The sequence below is a fragment of the Xanthomonas sp. NCPPB 1128 genome (assembly GCF_001043115.1).
GTDB lineage: Bacteria > Pseudomonadota > Gammaproteobacteria > Xanthomonadales > Xanthomonadaceae > Xanthomonas_A.
In genome coordinates, this window is sequence record NZ_LFME01000011.1 from 71,041 (window position 1) to 89,887 (window position 18,847).

At 68.0% G+C, this 18,847-nt stretch carries 15 protein-coding genes and 1 riboswitch; of the genes, 12 read left to right on the plus strand and 3 right to left on the minus strand.

The features are described 5' to 3' along the window. Positions 1–29 precede the first annotated feature (29 nt). Positions 30–148: riboswitch (SAM riboswitch) on the minus strand. 148 nt (positions 149–296) lie between these two features. The 7 genes from ACP93_RS09390 to ACP93_RS09420 all read left to right on the plus strand — a co-directional run bounded on the left by ACP93_RS09390 (position 297) and on the right by ACP93_RS09420 (position 8,366). Beyond that, the gene (locus tag ACP93_RS09390; RefSeq protein WP_053069718.1) at positions 297–1,127 is read left to right on the plus strand and encodes a M23 family metallopeptidase; all 831 of its coding nucleotides are present in this window, start codon (positions 297–299) and stop codon (positions 1,125–1,127) included. 67 nt (positions 1,128–1,194) lie between these two features. Next, positions 1,195–1,590, plus strand: coding sequence for a GntR family transcriptional regulator (locus tag ACP93_RS09395; protein ID WP_048490430.1), 396 nt, complete (start codon positions 1,195–1,197; stop codon positions 1,588–1,590). Next, positions 1,583–2,494: an ABC transporter ATP-binding protein gene (locus ACP93_RS09400; protein WP_082143412.1), complete on the plus strand. Its 912-nt coding sequence runs from the start codon at positions 1,583–1,585 to the stop codon at positions 2,492–2,494. Before ACP93_RS09395 ends, ACP93_RS09400 begins: the two co-directional genes overlap by 8 nt. Further along, entirely contained in the window at positions 2,491–3,879 is a 1,389-nt protein-coding gene (locus tag ACP93_RS09405; RefSeq protein ID WP_048490431.1) for a hypothetical protein, read from the plus strand. Before ACP93_RS09400 ends, ACP93_RS09405 begins: the two co-directional genes overlap by 4 nt. A gap of 76 nt (positions 3,880–3,955) precedes the next feature. Then, positions 3,956–5,560: a peptide chain release factor 3 gene (locus tag ACP93_RS09410; RefSeq protein ID WP_048490465.1), complete on the plus strand. Its 1,605-nt coding sequence runs from the start codon at positions 3,956–3,958 to the stop codon at positions 5,558–5,560. 109 nt (positions 5,561–5,669) lie between these two features. Continuing rightward, entirely contained in the window at positions 5,670–6,341 is a 672-nt protein-coding gene (locus tag ACP93_RS09415; RefSeq protein ID WP_048490432.1) for a PAQR family membrane homeostasis protein TrhA, read from the plus strand. A gap of 51 nt (positions 6,342–6,392) precedes the next feature. Continuing rightward, positions 6,393–8,366, plus strand: a complete 1,974-nt coding sequence (locus tag ACP93_RS09420; protein WP_048490433.1) for an AsmA family protein — start codon at positions 6,393–6,395, stop codon at positions 8,364–8,366. 142 nt (positions 8,367–8,508) lie between these two features. Here the strand turns inward: ACP93_RS09420 and ACP93_RS09425 are convergent, their stop codons facing one another. From ACP93_RS09425 to mtgA, 3 genes are all read right to left on the minus strand, one after another. Next, the gene (locus ACP93_RS09425) at positions 8,509–8,937 is read right to left on the minus strand and encodes a CBS domain-containing protein (protein WP_048490434.1); all 429 of its coding nucleotides are present in this window, start codon (positions 8,935–8,937) and stop codon (positions 8,509–8,511) included. Continuing rightward, positions 8,897–9,919, minus strand: coding sequence for a glycosyltransferase family 2 protein (locus ACP93_RS09430; RefSeq protein WP_048490466.1), 1,023 nt, complete (start codon positions 9,917–9,919; stop codon positions 8,897–8,899). Before ACP93_RS09430 ends, ACP93_RS09425 begins: the two co-directional genes overlap by 41 nt. A gap of 581 nt (positions 9,920–10,500) precedes the next feature. Next, positions 10,501–11,241, minus strand: a complete 741-nt coding sequence (mtgA, locus tag ACP93_RS09435) for a monofunctional biosynthetic peptidoglycan transglycosylase (RefSeq protein ID WP_048490435.1) — start codon at positions 11,239–11,241, stop codon at positions 10,501–10,503. Positions 11,242–11,322: 81 nt separating this feature from the next. On the opposite strand from mtgA, the gene ACP93_RS09440 reads away from it, so the two are divergent. From ACP93_RS09440 to ACP93_RS09460, 5 genes are all read left to right on the plus strand, one after another. Next, positions 11,323–12,216 (plus strand): Hsp33 family molecular chaperone HslO, encoded by an 894-nt coding sequence (locus tag ACP93_RS09440; protein ID WP_048490467.1) that lies wholly within the window; start codon positions 11,323–11,325, stop codon positions 12,214–12,216. Between the two features lie 115 nt (positions 12,217–12,331). Further along, entirely contained in the window at positions 12,332–13,192 is an 861-nt protein-coding gene (locus ACP93_RS09445; RefSeq protein ID WP_048490436.1) for an XOO1806 family protein, read from the plus strand. Between the two features lie 226 nt (positions 13,193–13,418). Beyond that, positions 13,419–16,328, plus strand: coding sequence for a TonB-dependent receptor plug domain-containing protein (locus ACP93_RS09450; protein ID WP_048490437.1), 2,910 nt, complete (start codon positions 13,419–13,421; stop codon positions 16,326–16,328). A 78-nt stretch (positions 16,329–16,406) separates the two neighbouring features. Further along, on the plus strand, positions 16,407–18,245 hold the full coding sequence (locus ACP93_RS09455; protein WP_048490438.1) for a tetratricopeptide repeat-containing sulfotransferase family protein: 1,839 nt from the start codon (positions 16,407–16,409) through the stop codon (positions 18,243–18,245). Further along, the gene (locus ACP93_RS09460; protein ID WP_048490439.1) at positions 18,242–18,808 is read left to right on the plus strand and encodes a 2OG-Fe(II) oxygenase; all 567 of its coding nucleotides are present in this window, start codon (positions 18,242–18,244) and stop codon (positions 18,806–18,808) included. The genes ACP93_RS09455 and ACP93_RS09460 overlap by 4 nt, the downstream gene beginning before the upstream one ends. The last annotated feature ends 39 nt before the right edge of the window (positions 18,809–18,847 follow it).

Sequence of the window (18,847 nt, forward strand, 5' to 3'; positions counted from 1 at the left end):
TCGCGTTCGCCATGCAGAGGGCATGGATCGAACCATCTTTCGGCGGACGCGGTGGTCCCCGCAGGATTTGGCACCTACACGGTCGCTTGCGCGTCCGCTGGCTGCCCCGGCATCAAAGGGCCTGTCCCTCCGCCGGTCTCGATGGTGGAGCCACGATGCCAGCGATTTTCGGCAATGTCAATCTCTTTATTCGGATGAAGCGATATGATTTTTCGATCCCCGGCCTCGGCCATACTCCACCTCCCCCATCGCTCCTGCTGTCCGTGCGCCGACGCCGTCCCCGCCGCTGGCTTGCCGTGGTCCTGTCGCTGGCCGCGGCGACCGTTGCGTCCGCGCAACCGCTGCTGCGCTGGAATGCCCCGCGGCCCGGGCCACAACCGCCCCCGGCATGGCTGGAGGTACAGACCCGCGACAGCGGCCTGCGCGAGGTCACGCTGGGCAATCCGCTCGGTGGCCCGGTACAGATCCGCCTGCTGGGCGACAGCACCGGCTTCACCGCCGTGCCCGCGCTACCGCTGATGGTGGAGCTGGCCGCCGGCGAACGCCGCGTGGTCGCGCGCCTGTATCCGCCCGGCGACCTGGCCGAGGCCAGCGGCGATGGGGCCCGATTGCGCATCGAGGCGGTGCCCGGTTCGGCGCGCGCGCATGCGGACGCGGTGCTGTACGCCCTGCCCTTCGCCGATCGCCCGGTGCGTATCGATCAAGGCTTTGGCGGCGCCTTCAGCCATCGCGATCCGGCCAACGCCTATGCGCTGGATTTCGCCCTGCCCGAAGGCACGCCGGTGCTGGCCGCGCGCGAGGGCGTGGTGATGGAGGTGCGCGACGACTTCCGCGAATCCGGCACCGACCCGCGCCTGGGCCAGGCCGCCAACCTGGTGCGGGTGCTGCACGCCGACGGCAGCATGGCGATCTACGCACACCTGGCCGCCGGCGGCGTGCAGGTGCGGGTCGGCCAGGCGGTCCGGCGCGGCGAGCGCCTCGGCCTGTCCGGCAACACCGGCCTGAGCAGCGGCCCGCACCTGCATTTCGCCGTCCAGCTCAACCGCGGCCTGCGCCTGGAATCGGTGCCGTTCCGGATGGCCGGCCCGCTGGGCGAACTGCGCTTCGCCCATCCCGCCCCACCCTGAGCGTGCCGCCTACCGTTCGTCGGCAAACGCCTTGACAGGCGCCAAGTGTATTGATGTATTAATACACATGGATGCAACCGACCTCCACGTCCAACCCAGCGCCCCCGAGCCGATCTACCGGCAGATCGCCGAGCAGATCCGCCGCCTGGTCGCCGCCGGGCAACTGCGCCCGGGCGACGGCCTGCCCTCGGTGCGCGAGGTTGCCGCTGCCCACGCGGTGAATCCGATGACGGTCTCGCGCGCCTACAGCCAGCTCGAGGCCGAAGGCGTGCTGGAACGCCTGCGCGGCCGTGGCATGGCCATCGCCGCGACCGCCGCCGCACCGCAGCGGCAACGGCAGCGCCTGGAGCTGATCGAACCGCGCCTGCAGGAACTGGTCCGGCATTGCCGGGAACTGGGCCTGCCGTCGCCTCCCGTGATCGAACGTCTTGAACAGTTGTTTGGAGAACCTGGCGATGAGTAGCGTGATGATGCAGAGCGCAATCCAGACCGACCTGGACATGGACCTGCCGCTGGCGGCGCATGACCTGCACCTGGCCTTCGGCACCAGCGAGATTCTGCAGGGCGTGGACCTGCAGGTGGCGCGCGGCGAGGTGGTCGGGCTGATCGGCCGCAACGGCGCCGGCAAGAGCACCCTGCTGGCCTGCCTGCTCGGCCTGCTGCAGCCGCAACGTGGTCAGGCGCGGGTGTTCGGCGGCCCGGCGCTGCGTCTGGACGATGCGCGCAAGGCGCAGTTGGGCTTCGTGCCGCAGCAGCCGCAGGCGTTCGGCTGGATGCGTGTGGAGGAACTGCTCGCCTTCGCCGCGCAGCTCTATCCGCACTGGGACGCGCAGCGCGCGGAGACGCTGCTGCGCCGCTGGGAACTGGACCGCCGCCAGAGCATCGGCAAACTCTCGCCCGGCCAGGCCCAGCGCTTGGCCCTAGTGCGCGCACTGGCCGCACGGCCGGCGTTGCTGGTGCTGGACGAACCGGCCTCGGCGCTGGACCCGGTCGCGCGTCGCGACCTGATGCGCGAGATCGTCACCGAAACCTGCGACGCCGGCACCACCGTGCTGTTCTCCAGCCACATCGTCAGCGACCTGGAACGCGTGGCTTCGCGCGTGGCCTTCCTCAACCAGGGCCGGCTGCTGCTCGACCAGCCGCTGGACGACCTCAAGGACCGGGTGTTGCGCATCGGCATCCCGGCGCCGGCGGCCGCCGCGCTGGAGGCACCGCTGCGCGGCGAACTGTCGCGCCGCCAAGGCGCCGACGGCAGCCTCGTGCTGGTGCTGCATGCCACCGACCTGCCGTCCGCACTACTGACCGTCCCCGGCATCCGCATCGACCGGCTGGGCCTGGAAGACCTGTTCATCGAGGTGGTCGGATGAACCGTCTGCCAGCAGATCTGCGCCTGCTCTGCCGCGCATCGGGCGTGACCGGCTGGCTGTATCCGCCAGCCCTCGCCGCCGCCTTCGCCTGCACTTGGCTGCCTGAAAAAGCCGCCAACCTCCTGCCGCCGATCCTCACGGCGATCCTGGCGATGTTCGTGTGGATGCTGCTCGGCGCTCGTCTGCTGGGTCTGCTCGAGCAAGGGCGCCAACTCCGTCTGCCATCCATGGCAGCGCGCTTCGTCAACCTGTTCGGCGCCGCACTGGCCTTGACGGTACTGCTGCCGACGCTGCTGTTGGCCGTGCGCGACGTCGATCCTGGCCTCTCGCTCTCTGTCCTGCTGCTCAGCGCAAGCTTCGGCATGTTGGTCGCCACCCTGCCGGCATGGTGCGCCCCCTTGATCGGGATCTTGCCGGGGACGTTCGGCGGGCTGTTGCCCGAGGCCAGTTTCGCTCCACTGGCCATGCATCCGCGCGCCAGCATGCTGCTCGCCGCGCTCGCCTGCGGTCTGATCAGCCTGTGCTCGTACCGCTACTTGCGTGGTCGCCCGGCCGATGCGCTGTCGGCATGGACGCGCCCGATGTGGATCGGCCTGCAGCAACGCCAGCCCGGCGACGGCACCACCAAGCAGGCGGTCGAATCGCAAGGTGGGCGCCTGGGCTGGATCCAGGGCATCGCCCGTCCGGTGTTTCCGACCGATCTGCGCCATCGACCGGAACGCGCCATGCGCTATGCGCTCGGGCCCGGCTTCGCTCCCGGTAGTACCGCCAGCACCCTCCTGGCCGCACTGGTCACGCCAGCGCTGCTGCTGTTGTTGTGGACGCCTCTGTTGCTGCGCACGCAGTCGCCGACGTTGCCGCTGGTCATGGCCAACGTCATGGCCAACCTGTCCAGCGTGAAGTTCCTGCAACGGCTGTGGTTGTGGCGCAAGCACGGCAACCTGGGGCTGATGGAAAGCGCCTTGCTGCCCGGCCTAGGCGCCCCCGGGCAGGCCGGCAAGCTGTTCAACCAGGTGATCCTGAAGCGCGCGCTCGCGGCGATGCTGCCCTGGCTGGGCCTGTCCTGGCTGCTCGGCGCACTCAAGCACGCGCCAACGGCCTATTACCCACTGACCGTGTCGATCACCCTGACCGCGACTCTCGCCGCCAGCAGCCTGCTGCTAGCCTGCATGCGCTGGCCGCGCGGCGCGCTGTTGCTGACCGTCACCCAGTTCGTCCTGGCCATGCTCGGCGGAATCAGCATTGGCCAGGTCGGCCTGACAGGCGCAGTCGCGCCGCATTGGCTGGCGCCGGCCTGGAGCCTGCTGCTGCTCGGCATGGTCATCGTCTACAACCTGGTGGCGCGCCAATCCAGCAAGCGCCCGCATCCCTGGCTGCTCAACTGAACGGCCGCCGCGGGAAGCCCGCTATAATCGTGGGCTTCCTCCGTTGCCGATGACGCCCTTCGCGGGCGTGCCGCCCATGTCCGAAGTCGCCACCGAAGCTGCGCGTCGCCGCACCTTCGCCATCATTTCCCACCCCGACGCCGGCAAGACCACGCTGACCGAAAAGCTGCTGCTGTTCGGCGGGGCGATCCAGATGGCCGGCTCGGTGAAGGGCCGCAAGGCCGCGCGCCACGCCACCTCGGACTGGATGGCGCTGGAAAAGGAGCGCGGCATTTCGGTGACCTCGTCGGTGATGCAGTTCCCGTACGAAGGCAAGATCATCAACCTGCTCGACACCCCCGGCCACGCCGACTTCGGCGAGGACACCTATCGCGTGCTCACCGCGGTGGACTCGGCGCTGATGGTGATCGACGTGGCCAAGGGCGTGGAAGAACGCACCATCAAGCTGATGGAGGTATGCCGGCTGCGCGACACGCCGATCATGACCTTCATCAACAAGCTCGACCGCGAGGGCAAGGACCCGATCGACCTGCTCGACGAAGTGGAGACCGTGCTCGGCATCGAGTGCGCGCCGGTGACCTGGCCGATCGGCATGGGCCAGCGCCTGAAGGGCGTGGTGCATCTGGTGACCGGTGAAGTGCACCTGTACGAGCCCGGCCGCAACTTCACCCGCCAGGACTCGACCATCTTCCCGTCGCTGGACGCACCCGGCCTGGCCGAGAAGATCGGCGCGCAGATGCTGGCCGAACTGCGCGAGGAACTGGAACTGGTGCAGGGCGCCAGCCATGCCTTCGACCTGGACGCCTACCGCGCCGGCAAGCAGACCCCGGTGTTCTTCGGCTCCGGCGTCAACAACTTCGGCGTGCAGCCGCTGCTGGACTTCTTCGCCGAGCACGCACCGCCGCCGCAGCCGCGCGCCACCACCGGCCGGCAGGTGCAGGCCGGCGAGGACAAGCTGACCGGCTTCGTGTTCAAGATCCAGGCCAACATGGACCCGCAGCATCGCGACCGCGTCGCCTTCATGCGCATCTGCTCGGGCCGCTTCGCCGCCGGCATGAAGACCCTGCACGTGCGCACCGGCAAGGAGGTCAAGCTGGCCAATGCGCTGACCTTCATGGCCAGCGACCGCGAGATCGCCGCCGAGGCCTATCCCGGCGACGTCATCGGCATCCACAACCACGGCACCATCTCGATCGGCGACACCTTCACCGAGGGCGAGTCGCTGTCGTTCACCGGCATCCCCAACTTCGCCCCGGAACTGTTCCGCCGCGCGCGCCTGCGCGATCCGCTCAAGCTCAAGCAACTGCAGAAGGGCCTGGCGCAGTTGTCAGAGGAAGGCGCCACCCAGTTCTTCCGCCCGCTGATGAGCAACGACCTGATCCTCGGCGCGGTCGGCACCCTGCAGTTCGACGTGGTCGCCTACCGGCTCAAGGACGAGTACGGCGTGGACGCCAGCTTCGAGCCGGTCGGCGTGGTCACCGCGCGCTGGGTGCATTGCGACAATGCCAAGAAGCTGGAAGAGTTCCGCGAGAAGAATGCGATGAACCTGGGCATCGACGCCGCCGGCGAACTGGTGTATCTGGCGCCGACCCGGGTCAACCTGCAACTGGCGCAGGAACGCGCGCCGGACGTGCGCTTCGCCGCCACCCGCGAACACGCGCACAGCGTGGCAATGGAATGACCGCCATGTGACCGTGGGCGTGCGCCGGCTGAGCGCACGCCCAACCGGCGGCGCGGTGCTGCGACGCAGCGGATGCGAACCGCTCGCAATTGCGCTACCGTGCGGGCCCATGGATGCAGACCGTTCGCCCGCCTACTCGAACGCCGACGCGCCGCCTTCCACGGATTGGCGCGACGAACTGGCCAGTGCGCTGACCCACGGCCTCGGCGCCATCGCCTCGCTGGCCGGCGGCTCGGTGCTGATCACCCTCGCCGCGATCTATGGCGACGGCTGGCAGCTCGCCACTGCCATCGTGTTCAGCGTCACCTTGCTGCTGCTGTACGTGGCCTCGACGCTCTACCACGCCATTCCGCATCCCGGCGCCAAGGCACGCCTGCAGATCTTCGACCACTGCGCGATCTACCTGCTGATCGCCGGCACCTACACCCCGTTCACCCTGATCGGCCTGCGCGGCCCGTGGGGCTGGGGTCTGTTCGCGGCGATCTGGACCATCGCCGTGGCCGGGGTGATCTTCAAACTGTTCTTCACCGGCCGCTTCCGCCTGCTGTCGACCATCCTGTACATCGCCATGGGCTGGCTGATCGTGGTCGCGATCGAACCGCTGCTGCGCTCCATCGACGCCTGGACCCTGGGCTGGCTGCTGGCCGGCGGCCTGTTCTACACCCTCGGCACGTATTTTTATCAACGCGACACCGTGCGCTACTTCCACGCCATCTGGCACCTGTTCGTCCTCGCCGGCAGCGTCTGCCATTTCGTGGCGGTGACCGGCCAGGTGCTCTGAGGCGCCGCTCGCTTTCGCACCCCGTGCACGGCGGCTGCCTAGGATGACCGCATGGCTCCCGACCCTGCTTCCGCATCCGGCGCACGCCGCCGCTCCTGGCCCTGGCGGCGCAACGACGGCCGCCTGCGGCGCTGGCCGTTCGTGCTCGGCGCACTGGTGCTGCTCCTGCTCGCCATCATCCTGATCTTCGACTGGAACTGGTTCAAGGCACCGATTGAACGCGCGGTGCAGGCGCGCACCGGGCGCGCCTTCCATATCGACGGCGATCTGGACGTGGAGCTGGGCCGCATCATCACCGTCCGTGGCGATCGCCTGCGCTTCGCCAATGCTGACTGGTCGAAGCAGCCGCAGATGGCCAGCGCCGACCGCGCCGAACTGGACATCGCGCTGTGGCCGCTGCTGCGCGGCCGCGTGCGCATCCCCGAGATCCGCCTGACCAAGCCCGATCTGCTGCTGGAGACAGGCCCGGCCGGACAGCCCGGCAACTGGGCGTTCGGCCAGTCCGACGACAGCGGCAGGCCAGTGGTCCTTGGCGCCCTGCTGGTGCAACAAGGGCATCTGCGCTTCCAGGACCCCGCCGGACGCACCGAGATCGACATCGCCGTCGACAGCCAGGTCGGACAGCGTCGCCGTGGCGATGCCGCGCCGCCGATCACGGTCAGCGGCGACGGCCGCTGGCGCGGCAATCCGTTCACCCTCAAGGGCAATACCGCCTCGCCGCTGGAACTGAGCGAGAGCGACCATCCGTTCCGCGTCGACCTGCGCGGCAGCGCCGGCAGCACCCGCGCGCACATGCGCGGCACCCTGACCAATCCGTTCCAGTTGCGTGTGTTCGACCTGCAACTGCAACTGGCCGGCACCGACATGGCCCACCTGTATCCACTGCTGGGCATCGCCATTCCTTCCACCCCGCCCTATCAGCTGGATGGGCGCTTGCAGCGCGACGGCGATCGCTGGCGCTACCAGGACTTCCGCGGCCGCGCCGGCGATAGCGATCTGGCCGGCACGGTGCAGATCGAGACAGGCGGCGCGCGTCCGTTCCTGCGCGCCGACCTGCGCTCGCAACGGCTGGATTTCGACGACCTGGCCGGCTTCGTCGGCGCACCGCCACACACCGGCGCCGGCGAGACCGCCAATGCCGAGCAGAAGGCGCAGGCGGCCAAGCTCGCCGCCACCGACAAAGTGCTGCCGTCCACGCCATACGACCTCGGCAAGCTACGCGCGATGGACGCCGACGTGCACTGGAAGGCGCAGCGCATCAACGCACCGTCGCTGCCGCTGGACGACATGGACGCGCACCTGAAGCTCGACGACGGCGTGCTGTTGCTGCAGCCGCTGAACTTCGGCGTGGCGGGCGGCGACATCCGCTCGGACATTCGCATGGATGCGCGCAAGCCCACCCTGCTCACGCGCGCGCAGCTGTCGATCCGCGGCGTGCAACTGGGCAAGTTGTTCCCCGACGGCAAGCTGGCAAAGGAGGCCGCCGGCGCGATCGGCGGCGAGATCGCCCTGGCCGGCAGCGGCAACTCGATCGCGCAGATGCTCGGCACCGCCGACGGCAGCGTCGCCGTCGGCATGGGCAAGGGCCGCATCAGCAACCTGGTGATGGAACTGGCCGGCCTGGATATCGCCGAATCGCTGAAGTACCTGGTGACCAAGGACCGCGAGATCCCGGTGCGCTGCGCGTTCGGCGACTTCGCGGTGCAGCACGGGGTGATGACCTCGCGCGCCCTGGCCTTCGACAGCACCGACACCCTGCTGGTCGGCAGCGGCACCATCGACCTGGGCCAGGAGCGCCTGGACCTGCTGCTGAAGGCCCAGCCCAAGGACCACAGCATCCTCGCCCTGCGCTCGCCACTGCGCGTGGGTGGCACCTTCAAGGATCCGAGCTTCCGCCCCGACTTTAAGGCCCTGGGCCTGCGCGGCGCCATTGCCGTCGCCCTGGGCAGCATCGCCCCGCCGGCCGCCCTGCTGGCCACCATCGAGACCGGGCCGGGTAAGGATATTCAGTGCGGCGGCAAGTAGCCGCGGGATTCGAGATTGGGGATTCGGGATTCGCAAAAGCAGGCGCCCGGAACACTGACCAATCCAAGATGGAGGATGCGCTCGGCGGACAACGGCGCAAGCGCCGCCGCCCTTGCGAACCCCCAATCCCGACTCCCCAATCTCAGCTCCTGATGTACTCCTGCAACTGATCCAGCTCCTCGCGCTGCTCTTCGATCACCGCCTTGACCAGGTCGCCGATCGAGATCACGCCGATCACGGTGCCGGCATCCACCACGGGCAAGTGGCGGATGCGTTGCCCGGTCATCAGTTCCATGCACTGCTGCACGCTCTGCGACGGGTCCACGGTGTGCACCCTGCTGCTCATGATGTCGCGCACTGGCGTGGTTGCCGAGGAGCGGTCCTGCAGGACCACCTTGCGTGCGTAATCGCGCTCGGACAGGATGCCGGACAGCTGTCCGCCCTGCAGCACCAGCACCGCGCCGATGCCCTTGGCGGCCATCAGCCGCAGCGCCTCGATCACCGCCGTGTCCGGCGCGACCGCGTGGATCTCATTGCCCTTTTCGCTCAAGACCTGCCGTACCGTCCGCATCGCTGCCTCCCGGTTCGCTGGATCGCACGGCCGAGCATACTCCTTCGCCCGGTGCACGCCAGGTTTCCACCAGATACAGCGGACGCTGCTTGGATTCCTCGTACAGCCGGCCTAGGTATTCGCCGATCAGGCCCAGGGCGATCAACTGCACGCCGCCCAGGAACAGGATCACCGCCATCATCGTCGGCCAGCCCGCCACCGGATCGCCCAAGAGCGCGGCCTTGACCACCACAAAGAGCGCGAACAGGAAGGCGCCGGCCGCCGTCGCCAGGCCGAGGTAGGTGGCCACCCGCAACGGCGCGGTGGAGAAGCCGGTGATGCCGTCCAGGGCGAAGTTCCACAGCCGCCACAGGCTGAACTTGCTGCGCCCGGCCAGCCGCGGCGCCCGCCGATACGGCACCGCCAGGCGGCGGAAGCCGATCCAGCCGAACAGTCCCTTCATGAAGCGATGGCGCTCGCGCAACTGCCGCAGCGCAGCCAGCGCGCGCGGCGACAGCAGGCGGAAGTCGCCGGTATCGGCGGGGATCGGCGTCTTCGACAGGCGCCCGATCACCCGGTAGAACAGCGCCGCGGTGCCGCGCTTGAGCCAGCCCTCGCCTTCGCGCACCAGGCGTGTGCCGTAGACGTCGTCGTAGCCGGCACGCCAGTGCGCCACGAACTGCCCGATCAACTCCGGCGGATCCTGCCCGTCGGCGTCCAGCAGCATCGCCGCGCCGCGCTCGACGCAGTCCAACCCCGCGGTCAGCGCCAGCTCCTTGCCGAAATTGCGCGACAGGCGCAGCGCCCCGACCCGTGGGTCGGACGCGGCCAGCGCCTGGATCGTCTCCCAAGTGGCATCGCGGCTGCCGTCGTCCACGTACAGCACCCGACCCTCCAATCCCGGCACGGCGTCGAGCGCAGCGAGGATGCGCGGGTGCAACAGCGGCAGGGTCTGCGCCTCGTTGAAGGCAGTGACGACGACGGTGAGACGTTCGGATTCCATCGGCGGATGGTACGGAGCGGCCTGCGCGTTCACCAGCGGCGCGGCACTACGCAACAAAAACGGGAGTCCCCCTTCTCCCACCGGGAGAAGGTGCCCCGCAGGGGCGGATGAGGGTACGTCAGCCGCCGAATCCCACCATGCTCACGTGCCGACCGTACCCTCACCCCAACCCCTCTCCCGGCGCGAGAGGGCTTCAAGGTCCTTCTGCCCTCGGAGAAAGTGCCCCGCAGGGGCGGATGAGGGTGAGGGTGCCGCCGACCCCGCCACGCTCACGTGCAGCCGTACCCTCACCCTAACCCCTCTCCCGGCGGGAGAGGGGCTTTGAGTTCCTTCTCCCCTCGGGAGAAGGTGCCCGCAGGGCGGATGAGGGTGCGGGTGCCGCCGACCTCGCTACGCTCACGTGCAGCCGTACCCTCACCCCAACCCCTCTCCCGGTGGGAGAGGGGTTTTGAGTTCCTTCTCCCCTCGGGAGAAGGTGCCCCGCAGGGGCGGATGAGGGTGCGGGTGCCGCCGACCCGGCCACGCTCACGTGCAGCCGTACCCTCACCCCAACCCCTCTCCCGAGGGGAGAGGGGCTAAACCTACGGCGCCTGCAGGTAGGCCGGCCCACCCAGTTGCCGGGTCTGGCGCTGGATCCAGTTGGCGCGGCCCTGCACATAAGGACCGGGACGGGTGGCGTTATAGCGCTGTGGCGCCGGCAGCACCGCCGCCAGCAGCGCGCTCTGCGCCGGGGTCAGTTGCGCCGCGTCCTTGCCCCAGAAGCTGCGCGCCGCCGCCTGCGCGCCATACACGCCATCGCCGAACTCGGCGACATTGGCGTACACCTCGAGAATCCGCTGCTTCGACCACAGCGCCTCGATCAGCACCGTGTACCAGGCCTCCAATCCTTTGCGCAGCCAACTGCGGCCCTGCCACAGGAACACGTTCTTGGCGACCTGCTGGCTGATCGTGCTGGCCCCGCGCAGGCGCCCGCCACGCGCATTGTGGTCGCGCGCCTTCTCGATCGCGTCCAGGTCGAAGCCGTGATGGCTGGGGAACCGCTGGTCCTCCGCAGCGACCAGCGAGATCGGCAGGCTCGGCGCGATCCGCGCGGTGTCGCGCCAGTCGTAGGCGATGCGGTACGACCAGTCGCCGCCGGCCCAGGCGCCGAGCTGGCGCTCCAGCATCATCGCCGAGAACGGCGGATCGACGAAGCGCAGCAGCAGCACCTGCGACACGCTCGCCAGCACGAAGATCAGCGGCGCCAGCAGCAACCAGCGCCGCCAGCGCTTGCGCGGACGCACCGGCGCAGCGCCACTTGCATCGCGGCGCGCCGCCCCCATTCCTATGCTCTCTTCGATCTGGTCCACCGTGACGATCCACTCTCGTGCGGTCGCCATCTTCCCATGCGCAGCGAGGCCGCAATGCATTCTTCCGACGATCGTCTGACCCGCTTCCTGCTGCCCGGCGCCGGCGTGCGCGGTGTGCACGTGCGCCTGCACGACACCTGGCGCGAAATCCTGGCGCCGGCCAGCTACCCGGCGGCGGCCACCGAATTGCTCGGCGAGGCCTGCGTCGCCGCGGCCCTGTTCACCGGCCACACCAAGGTCGACGGGCGCCTGTCGGTGCAGTTGCGCAGCCAGGGCGCCCTGCGCACCCTGTTCGCTGAGTGCACCGCGGCCGGCACGCTGCGCGGCATCGTCCAGTTGGGCGACGGTCAGGACGCGCCGCGCGACCTGCGCGCGCTCGGCGACGACGCCCTGCTGGCGATCACCATCGAGAATCCCGGCCTGGATCCGCGCGAGCCGCAGCGCTACCAGAGCCTGGTGGCGATGTCCTCGGCCGAGCTGGACGAAGCCTTCGAGGACTACTTCCGCCAGTCCGAGCAGCTGCCGACGCGGCTGATCCTGGCCGCCGACGGCACCCATGCCGCCGGCCTGCTGCTGCAGAAGTTGCCTGGCGATGCGGGCGACGAGGACGGCTGGAACCGCGCCGGCGCACTGTTCGAGACCGTCGGCGAGGCGGAACTGCTGGCCACGCCGGCCGAGACCCTGCTGCACCGGCTGTTCCACGAGGAGACCCCGGAACTGCTGGGCGACCGCCCGCTGCGCTTCGGCTGCTCGTGCTCGCGCGAGCGGGTCGCGGCGATGCTGCGCTCGCTGGGCGAGGAAGAAGCGCGGGCCGCAGCCGAGGCCACCGGCCAAGTTGAGATCCGCTGCGAATTCTGCGGCCGACACTATGACTTCCCCTTGACGGAATTCGGAGTATTGTTTGCCGTAACGCAGGCTGAACCGAGTTCCTCGGAGCGCTTGCACTAGCTGCAACGCGCGTCGCGACCGGGGAGTCCGACTTGTTAAAGAAACATAAATCCACTAGCATCGATCACCCTGTCCGGCGGGAACTTTCGTGCCCGCCCCAAGTCTCAGACTGCTGATGCGACCCTTCCTGCGCCTACCGCTCGCCCTGCTGATCGCCCTTGCGGCGAGCACGGGCGTGCACGCGCAGAGCAAGCCGGCCAGTGGCCAGGACCGCACCGTGCTGCCGGTCTGGAACAAGGGCAGCGGCAAGGTCGAGGCACTGCTGTACCTGGAGCCCACCGGCGAACAGGCGGTGGGCGCGCGCTGGCATTTCGGCCGCAACTCCCTGGATGCCGCATTCGGCCTGTCCTCCGGCGACTCGCTGGGCCTGCTGTGCAACAGCGCCAGCGGCAGCAGCATCAGCGGGCTGGCCAGCCACTGCATGCTGGCCAGCCTGGGCGACGACGACGGCACCACCGGCCACCACGTCGCCGCCACCACCACCTTCAACCGTCCCGGCGGGCGCCTGTCTCTGTCGGCCGGCACCGGCCGCGAGAACCTCCCCGCCTGGCTGGCCGGCGCCAACAAGACGCCGTCGATGCGGATGGAGCAGAACGACCTGACCGTCTTCGCGCAGCAGAACATCGGCCGCGAGGGCTTCGTGTCGATTGGCGGCACCTACGCCAAGGCGCGTCTGGTCCCGATCGCCGATGCCTCCCCGGCCATGCTCGACCGCTGGGACAGCAAGAGCCTGAGCATCGGCGGCGGCTACGGCTCGTTCAGCGCCAACGTCATCGGCCGTGTTGTCGATGCCCCCGGCCAGCCCGGCAAGTGGACCGGCCTGGGCGTGGGCCTGACCTGGCGCACCCCGTGGAGCGGCCAGCTGACCGTCGGCGCCGAGAACGTCATCACCCGCGGCAAGAACCCGTTCTCGCCGAACAACATCAGCACCGAAGAAGGAACCATCCCCTACGTGCGCTATGAGCAGGACCTGTAGCGACCGCCAGCAACGTGTTGTTCCGCAAAGAAAAAGCCTCCTCGCGGAGGCTTTTTTATTGCCTGAACGGACGTGATATACATCACTAAAATTGCACCCTCATTAACGACTCTTTAATTTCTCTGAAGACAAAGTTAACATCGGCTCACCCCGCGGTTTTTGGCATCGCATTTCGGCGCCTCCGCAGGAGAACTCAGCTGACATACACCTTTCGGAGAGAGAGCCAATGAATTGCAAGACCCATCGCTTGCGCGACGCGATCGCGTTCGCACTCGCCGCCGGCACCACCGCGCTGCTCAGCACCGGCGCGGCCGCGGCGCAGGACAGCTCCTCCAACGATGCGTCCAAGACCCTGGACACCATCCAGGTCACCGGCTCGCGCGTTGCCCGCGTTGAAACCGAGACCGCCAGCCCGGTGGTCGTGATCGATCGCGCCGCGATCGAGCAGACCGGCAAGCTGACCCTCGGCGACCTGGTGCAGGAACTGCCGGCGATGTCCGGCGCGCCGGCCAGCCCGGCGGTCAACAACGGCGGCGGCGACGGCAAGTCCTCGGTCGACCTGCGCGGCCTCGGCGACGAGCGCGCCCTGCTGCTGGTCAACGGCCGTCGCGTCGTCAACAACGACGTCAACTCGATCCCCGCCAGCGCCGTGGAGCGCATCGAAGTGCTGACCAGCGGTGCCTCGGCCGTGTACGGTTCCGATGCCGTGGCCGGCGTGGTCAACTTCATCCTGCGCAAGGACTTCGAAGGCCTGGCGGTCACCCTCGACTACGGTCAGGCGACGCACCTGAGCGATGGCGCGCGCAGCGGCGGCTCGCTGACCTTCGGTCAGGTCGGCGATCGCGGCAACATCATGGTCGGCCTGAACTACAACAAGTTCGACGGCATCTCCTCTGCCAACCGCAAGTACTCCAAGGACGCGACCTACCTGTACAGCGGCGGGGTCACCGTGCTCGGCTCCAGCCGCAATCCGCGCGGCCGCATCACCGTGCCAACCGCGCTGCAGGCCCAGTACGGCGGCTGCTCCACCGTCACCCTGAAGCCCGGCGCGTCCGGCGCCTCGCAGGGCGATTACCGCTGCTACTCCGGCGCGACCGACTCCTTCAACTACCAGGCCACCAACCTGATCATGACGCCGCAGGAGCGCACCAACGCGTTCTTCCTGGCCAACTATCAGATCACCGACAGCATCAACGCCTTCGCCCAGGTCTACCACAACAAGACCAGCTCCAACTTCGCGATCGCGCCGCTGCCGTTCGACGCCCGTGGCGACAAGGTGGTGATTTCCGCCAACAACTTCTACAACCCGTTCGGCACCAACTTCGGCGCGACCGACGGCGCCCCGCCATACAACCAATTGCTGACCCGCTTCACCTCGCTGGGCCAGCGCCGCTCCTACTACAGCACCGTGACCGACCAGGTCGTGGCGGGCCTGGAAGGCTTCGTCGGCGACAGTACCTGGAAGTGGGACGCGGCCATGAACTACGGCCACTACACCCGCGAGAACACCAGCTACGGCTACGTGTACTACGCCGGCCTGCGCGACGCGCTGGGTCCGTCGTTCCGCGACACCGATGGCGTGGTCAAGTGCGGCAGCGCCGGCGCGGTGATCGCCGGCTGCACCCCGCTGAACATCTTCAACATCAACGACCCGCAGACGATCGCGACCCTCGGCAAATACGAAGCGCGTCCGACCTACTCCAACACCTACCAGATGCGCAGCTTCGAAGCCAACGCCAACGGCGAGCTGTTCTCGCTGCCGGCCGGCGCCACGCAGCTGGCGGTGGGCGTGTCCTGGCGCGAGGAGTACCAGAAGAACGCGGTCGACTACATCGCCATCGCCAACGCGAACGGCAACTGCTTCATCTCGCAGGAAGCGTGCGGCACTCCGCTGAGCGGCAAGTACAACGTGAAGGAACTGTACGCCGAACTGTACGTTCCGCTGCTGTCCGAGGTCCCGTTCGCTCACTTGCTGGCGCTGACCCTGGGCTCGCGCTATTCGGATTACAACACCTTCGGCAACACCACCAACAGCAAGGTCCAGTTGGAATGGCGTCCGATCCAGAACCTGCTGCTGCGCGGCACGGTCGCCGAGGTATTCCGCGCCCCGACGATCGAGAACCTGTACGCCGGCGCCAGCGGCGATGCGCCGAACTTCACCGACCCCTGCCTCGGCTACGGCCGTACCGGCACCGCGCGCAACCACGAAGCGGCGTGCGGCGCGGGCGCGGGTGCGACCGCCATTCCGGGCGCCACCGGCATCACCCCGAGCGGCATGTCGCAGACCACCGGCGTGTGGTCGGGTTCGGTCGCTGCTGGCTTCGACCTGAAGCCGGAACAGGGCAAGTCGTTCGACTGGGGCGTGGTCTATGACCCGGAATGGCTGCCGGGCTTCTCGGCCAGCCTGGACTACTGGCGCCTGTACCTGAACGACACGATCAACCGCGCCGATGCGCAGACCGTGGCCAACATCTGTTACAGCGATGAAAGCAGCCCGTTCTGCGGCTTCATCAACCGTTACTCCGACGGACAGGTGAACTTCATCCGCGAGCCGATCGTCAATCTGGGCCGCCTGGATACCAAGGGTTGGGACCTGGCGCTGCGCTATCGCCTGCCGGAGACCGCCTGGGGTAGCTACACCTTCGGCCTGGACGGCACCTACATCGCGCGCTACGACAACAAGACCAATCCGGACGATCCGGCGGGCGTGGTGAACCATATCGCCGGCACGTACAACAAGAGCTACGGCCTGTACTCGCGCGTCCGCGGCCGCCTGTTCGTGAACTGGCAGAAGGGTGACTTCGGCGCCAGCTGGCGTATCCGCTATGTTGGTCCGTTCGACGTCGGCAGTGCCGATCTCAGCCAGAAGGTCAGCGCGGATGCTGCTTGCGACCCGGTTAACGCGCCTCAGTACTGCGGTATCGTCAAGAGCTACGGCTCCTACTTCCTGCACAGCGTCAGCGTGAACTACGCGCTGCCGTGGTTCAATTCGAAGGTGGAAGTGGGCCTGGACAACGTGTTCGACAAGCAGCCGCCCATGCTGTATCAGAACAACGTGCTGAACGCCAACACGGACGTGAACAGCTTCGACACCGTTGGCCGCTACCTGTGGGCTCGCTACAGCATGAGCTTCTGAGTTCGCTCAGTCCGCTCCTGACGTAACGACGAGGGCCGCGCGACGCATTCGCGCGGCCCTCTTTTTTGGCAGACCCGAATGGACGCTCCACACCTGCAACACGCGATCGATCTCATCGAACAAGGCCGGGCCGACGCGGCAAGCGACCTCTGCCGGCAGGCGCTGGCCGCAGCGCCGCACGATCCCGGCTGGCACACGCTGCTGGCGATGGCGCTGCAGCAGAGCGGCGACGTGGCCGCCGCTGCCGCGCACTACCGCACCCTGACCCGCCTGCAGCCGCAGGAGTCGGCGCACTGGGCCAATCTGGGGATGGCGCTGCGCACTCTTGGCGAACACGCCGACGCCGATCAGGCCTACCGCCAGGCGCTCGCCCTGGCACCGCAGACCTATCACTATCTCGTCGACCATGGCCTGCTGTTGCTGGACATGGGCGACATCGCGCATGCGCGACACCGCCTGCTGGACGCGGTCGACCTAGATCCGGCGCAACCGGAAGCGCGCATCCACGCCGCCATCGCCTGCTTCGAATGCGGTGATGCGCAACGCGCCGCCGCCCTGCTCCCGCCGCCCGCACTGTGGCCGCACTTGCCCGACGACCTGCGCGAGGACCTGGCCGGTGCGCTGATCCAGGTCGGCAGAACCGACGAAGCCGAGGCCTTGCTGTCGCAGACGCCGCATGGCCAGGCGCCGTCGCTTTCCAACCTGATCCGCCTGGCGCAACTGCACGAACGCACCAACCGCATCGGCCAGGCCGAGGCGCTGTGGCAGCAGGCGAGCGCCATCGCCGTGCAGGAGGACCGGCAGAGCCGCATCGACCTGCTGCAACTGCAGTCGGCGCTGGCGCTGCGCCGCAAGGACTACGCCGCCGCGCGCGACGCCACTGTCGAATTGCTTGCGCTGCGGCCGCAGGTGCAGATCGAAGCCAATGCCTATTTTGCGCTGGCCGGCATCGACGACAAGCAGGGCGAGCCTGCCGCGGCGATGGCCATGCTGGAGAAGGCGCATGCGCTCCAGTTCAAGCTCGCCGCCGAGACCATGCCGGACATCGCCCACTCCGGCGAAGAACCGCTGCAGATCTCCAGCCTGTGGCTGGAGACTCCATTCGCAGCGGACACACGCGGCACGGCACCGGACAGCGACGCATCGCCGGTGTTCATCGTCGGCTTTCCCCGGTCGGGCACCACGATGCTGGAACAGATGCTCGATGCGCATCCGCGCTACGCGTCGATGGACGAGCGCGCGATCCTGCAGCGCTGCATCGAATGGATGGAAGCGCAGGGCAAGCGCTACCCCTACGACCTGGACGCGCTGGACCAGGACCAGGTCGCGGCGATGCGCCAGGTGTACTGGGCGGAGGTAGCCAAGGTCACCACCCTGGCCCCGGGCCAGCAACTGGTCGACAAGAACCCGCTGAACATGTTGCGCCTGCCGGTGATCATGCGCATGTTCCCCGACGCCAAGATCATTCTCGCCCTGCGCCACCCCTGCGACGTGCTGTTGAGCTGCTACATGCAGAACTTCCGCTCGCCCGCCTTCATGGTGCTGTGCTCCACGCTCGAGCGCCTGGCCAAGAGCTACGTGAACGCGATGCGCTTCTGGATCCACCACCAGGCGCTGCTGCAACCGCAGTTGCTGATCCTCAAGTACGAGGAAACGGTGGCCGATTTTCCTGCGCAAGTGCAGCGCATCGGCGACTTCCTGGGCATCGACCAGGCCGGGTTCCTGGCCGATTTCGCGCAACATGCCGCACGCAAGGGCTACATCAGCACCCCCAGCTACGCGCAAGTGGTGGAACCGGTGAACCAGCGCGCGGTGGGGCGCTGGCATCCCTACGCGCCCTGGCTGGCCAGCGCGCTGCCGATCCTGCAGCCGGTGGCCGCGCACTGGGGCTACGACCTGGAAGCACCTGCCCCATGAAAGCGCTGAGCGACTACATCCGCAGCTACGACGACGCGCTGCCCGTCGCGTTCTGCCAACAGTTGATCGACGGGTTCGAAGCGTCCCGCGCGCATCACCTGCGCAACGGCAGCACGCTCCACGCCGCGCTCGGCGAGAGCAACTGGACCGAGCTGGATATCGGCAAGCTGGCCGATCCGGCCTTTCTCGGCTTCTTCCTGGACCGGATCGAACGCTACCTGGCCCGTTACAACCAGGAACTGGGCCTGACCCTGCCCATTCCGTACCGGCCGACCATCGACCGACTGATCCTGAAGAAGTACCAGGTGGGCGGCACCGATCGCTTCCAGCCGCACTTCGACGCGCTCGACGCGGTCTCGGAACGCTACCTGGTGTTCCTGTGGTACCTCAACGACGTCGACGAAGGCGGAACCACACGCTTCTGCGACCTCGACGTGGAAACCGCTCCCCGCGCCGGCAGGCTGCTGATGTTCCCGCCCTACTGGATGTACCAGCACGTCGGCGAGCCGCCGGTATCCAACGACAAGTACATCCTGTCGACCTATCTCATGTTCAAGCGCTGAGCGTCGCTGCGAACTCCAACACACGCGCCGCGGCGGGCG

Excerpts from the sequence above, each read along its gene's own strand:
- ACP93_RS09415 (WP_048490432.1), top strand. The coding sequence starts at position 5,670 with ATGGATGCAGACCGTTCGCCCGCCTACTCGAACGCCGACGCGCCGCCT.
- ACP93_RS09405 (WP_048490431.1), top strand. The coding sequence starts at position 2,491 with ATGAACCGTCTGCCAGCAGATCTGCGCCTGCTCTGCCGCGCATCGGGC.
- ACP93_RS09410 (WP_048490465.1), top strand. The coding sequence starts at position 3,956 with ATGTCCGAAGTCGCCACCGAAGCTGCGCGTCGCCGCACCTTCGCCATC.
- ACP93_RS09430 (WP_048490466.1), bottom strand. The coding sequence starts at position 9,919 with ATGGAATCCGAACGTCTCACCGTCGTCGTCACTGCCTTCAACGAGGCG.
- ACP93_RS09450 (WP_048490437.1), top strand. The coding sequence starts at position 13,419 with ATGAATTGCAAGACCCATCGCTTGCGCGACGCGATCGCGTTCGCACTC.
- ACP93_RS09425 (WP_048490434.1), bottom strand. The coding sequence starts at position 8,937 with ATGCGGACGGTACGGCAGGTCTTGAGCGAAAAGGGCAATGAGATCCAC.
- ACP93_RS09420 (WP_048490433.1), top strand. The coding sequence starts at position 6,393 with ATGGCTCCCGACCCTGCTTCCGCATCCGGCGCACGCCGCCGCTCCTGG.
- ACP93_RS09455 (WP_048490438.1), top strand. The coding sequence starts at position 16,407 with ATGGACGCTCCACACCTGCAACACGCGATCGATCTCATCGAACAAGGC.
- ACP93_RS09395 (WP_048490430.1), top strand. The coding sequence starts at position 1,195 with ATGGATGCAACCGACCTCCACGTCCAACCCAGCGCCCCCGAGCCGATC.
- mtgA (WP_048490435.1), bottom strand. The coding sequence starts at position 11,241 with ATGGGGGCGGCGCGCCGCGATGCAAGTGGCGCTGCGCCGGTGCGTCCG.
- ACP93_RS09460 (WP_048490439.1), top strand. The coding sequence starts at position 18,242 with ATGAAAGCGCTGAGCGACTACATCCGCAGCTACGACGACGCGCTGCCC.
- ACP93_RS09400 (WP_082143412.1), top strand. The coding sequence starts at position 1,583 with ATGAGTAGCGTGATGATGCAGAGCGCAATCCAGACCGACCTGGACATG.
- ACP93_RS09440 (WP_048490467.1), top strand. The coding sequence starts at position 11,323 with ATGCATTCTTCCGACGATCGTCTGACCCGCTTCCTGCTGCCCGGCGCC.
- ACP93_RS09445 (WP_048490436.1), top strand. The coding sequence starts at position 12,332 with ATGCGACCCTTCCTGCGCCTACCGCTCGCCCTGCTGATCGCCCTTGCG.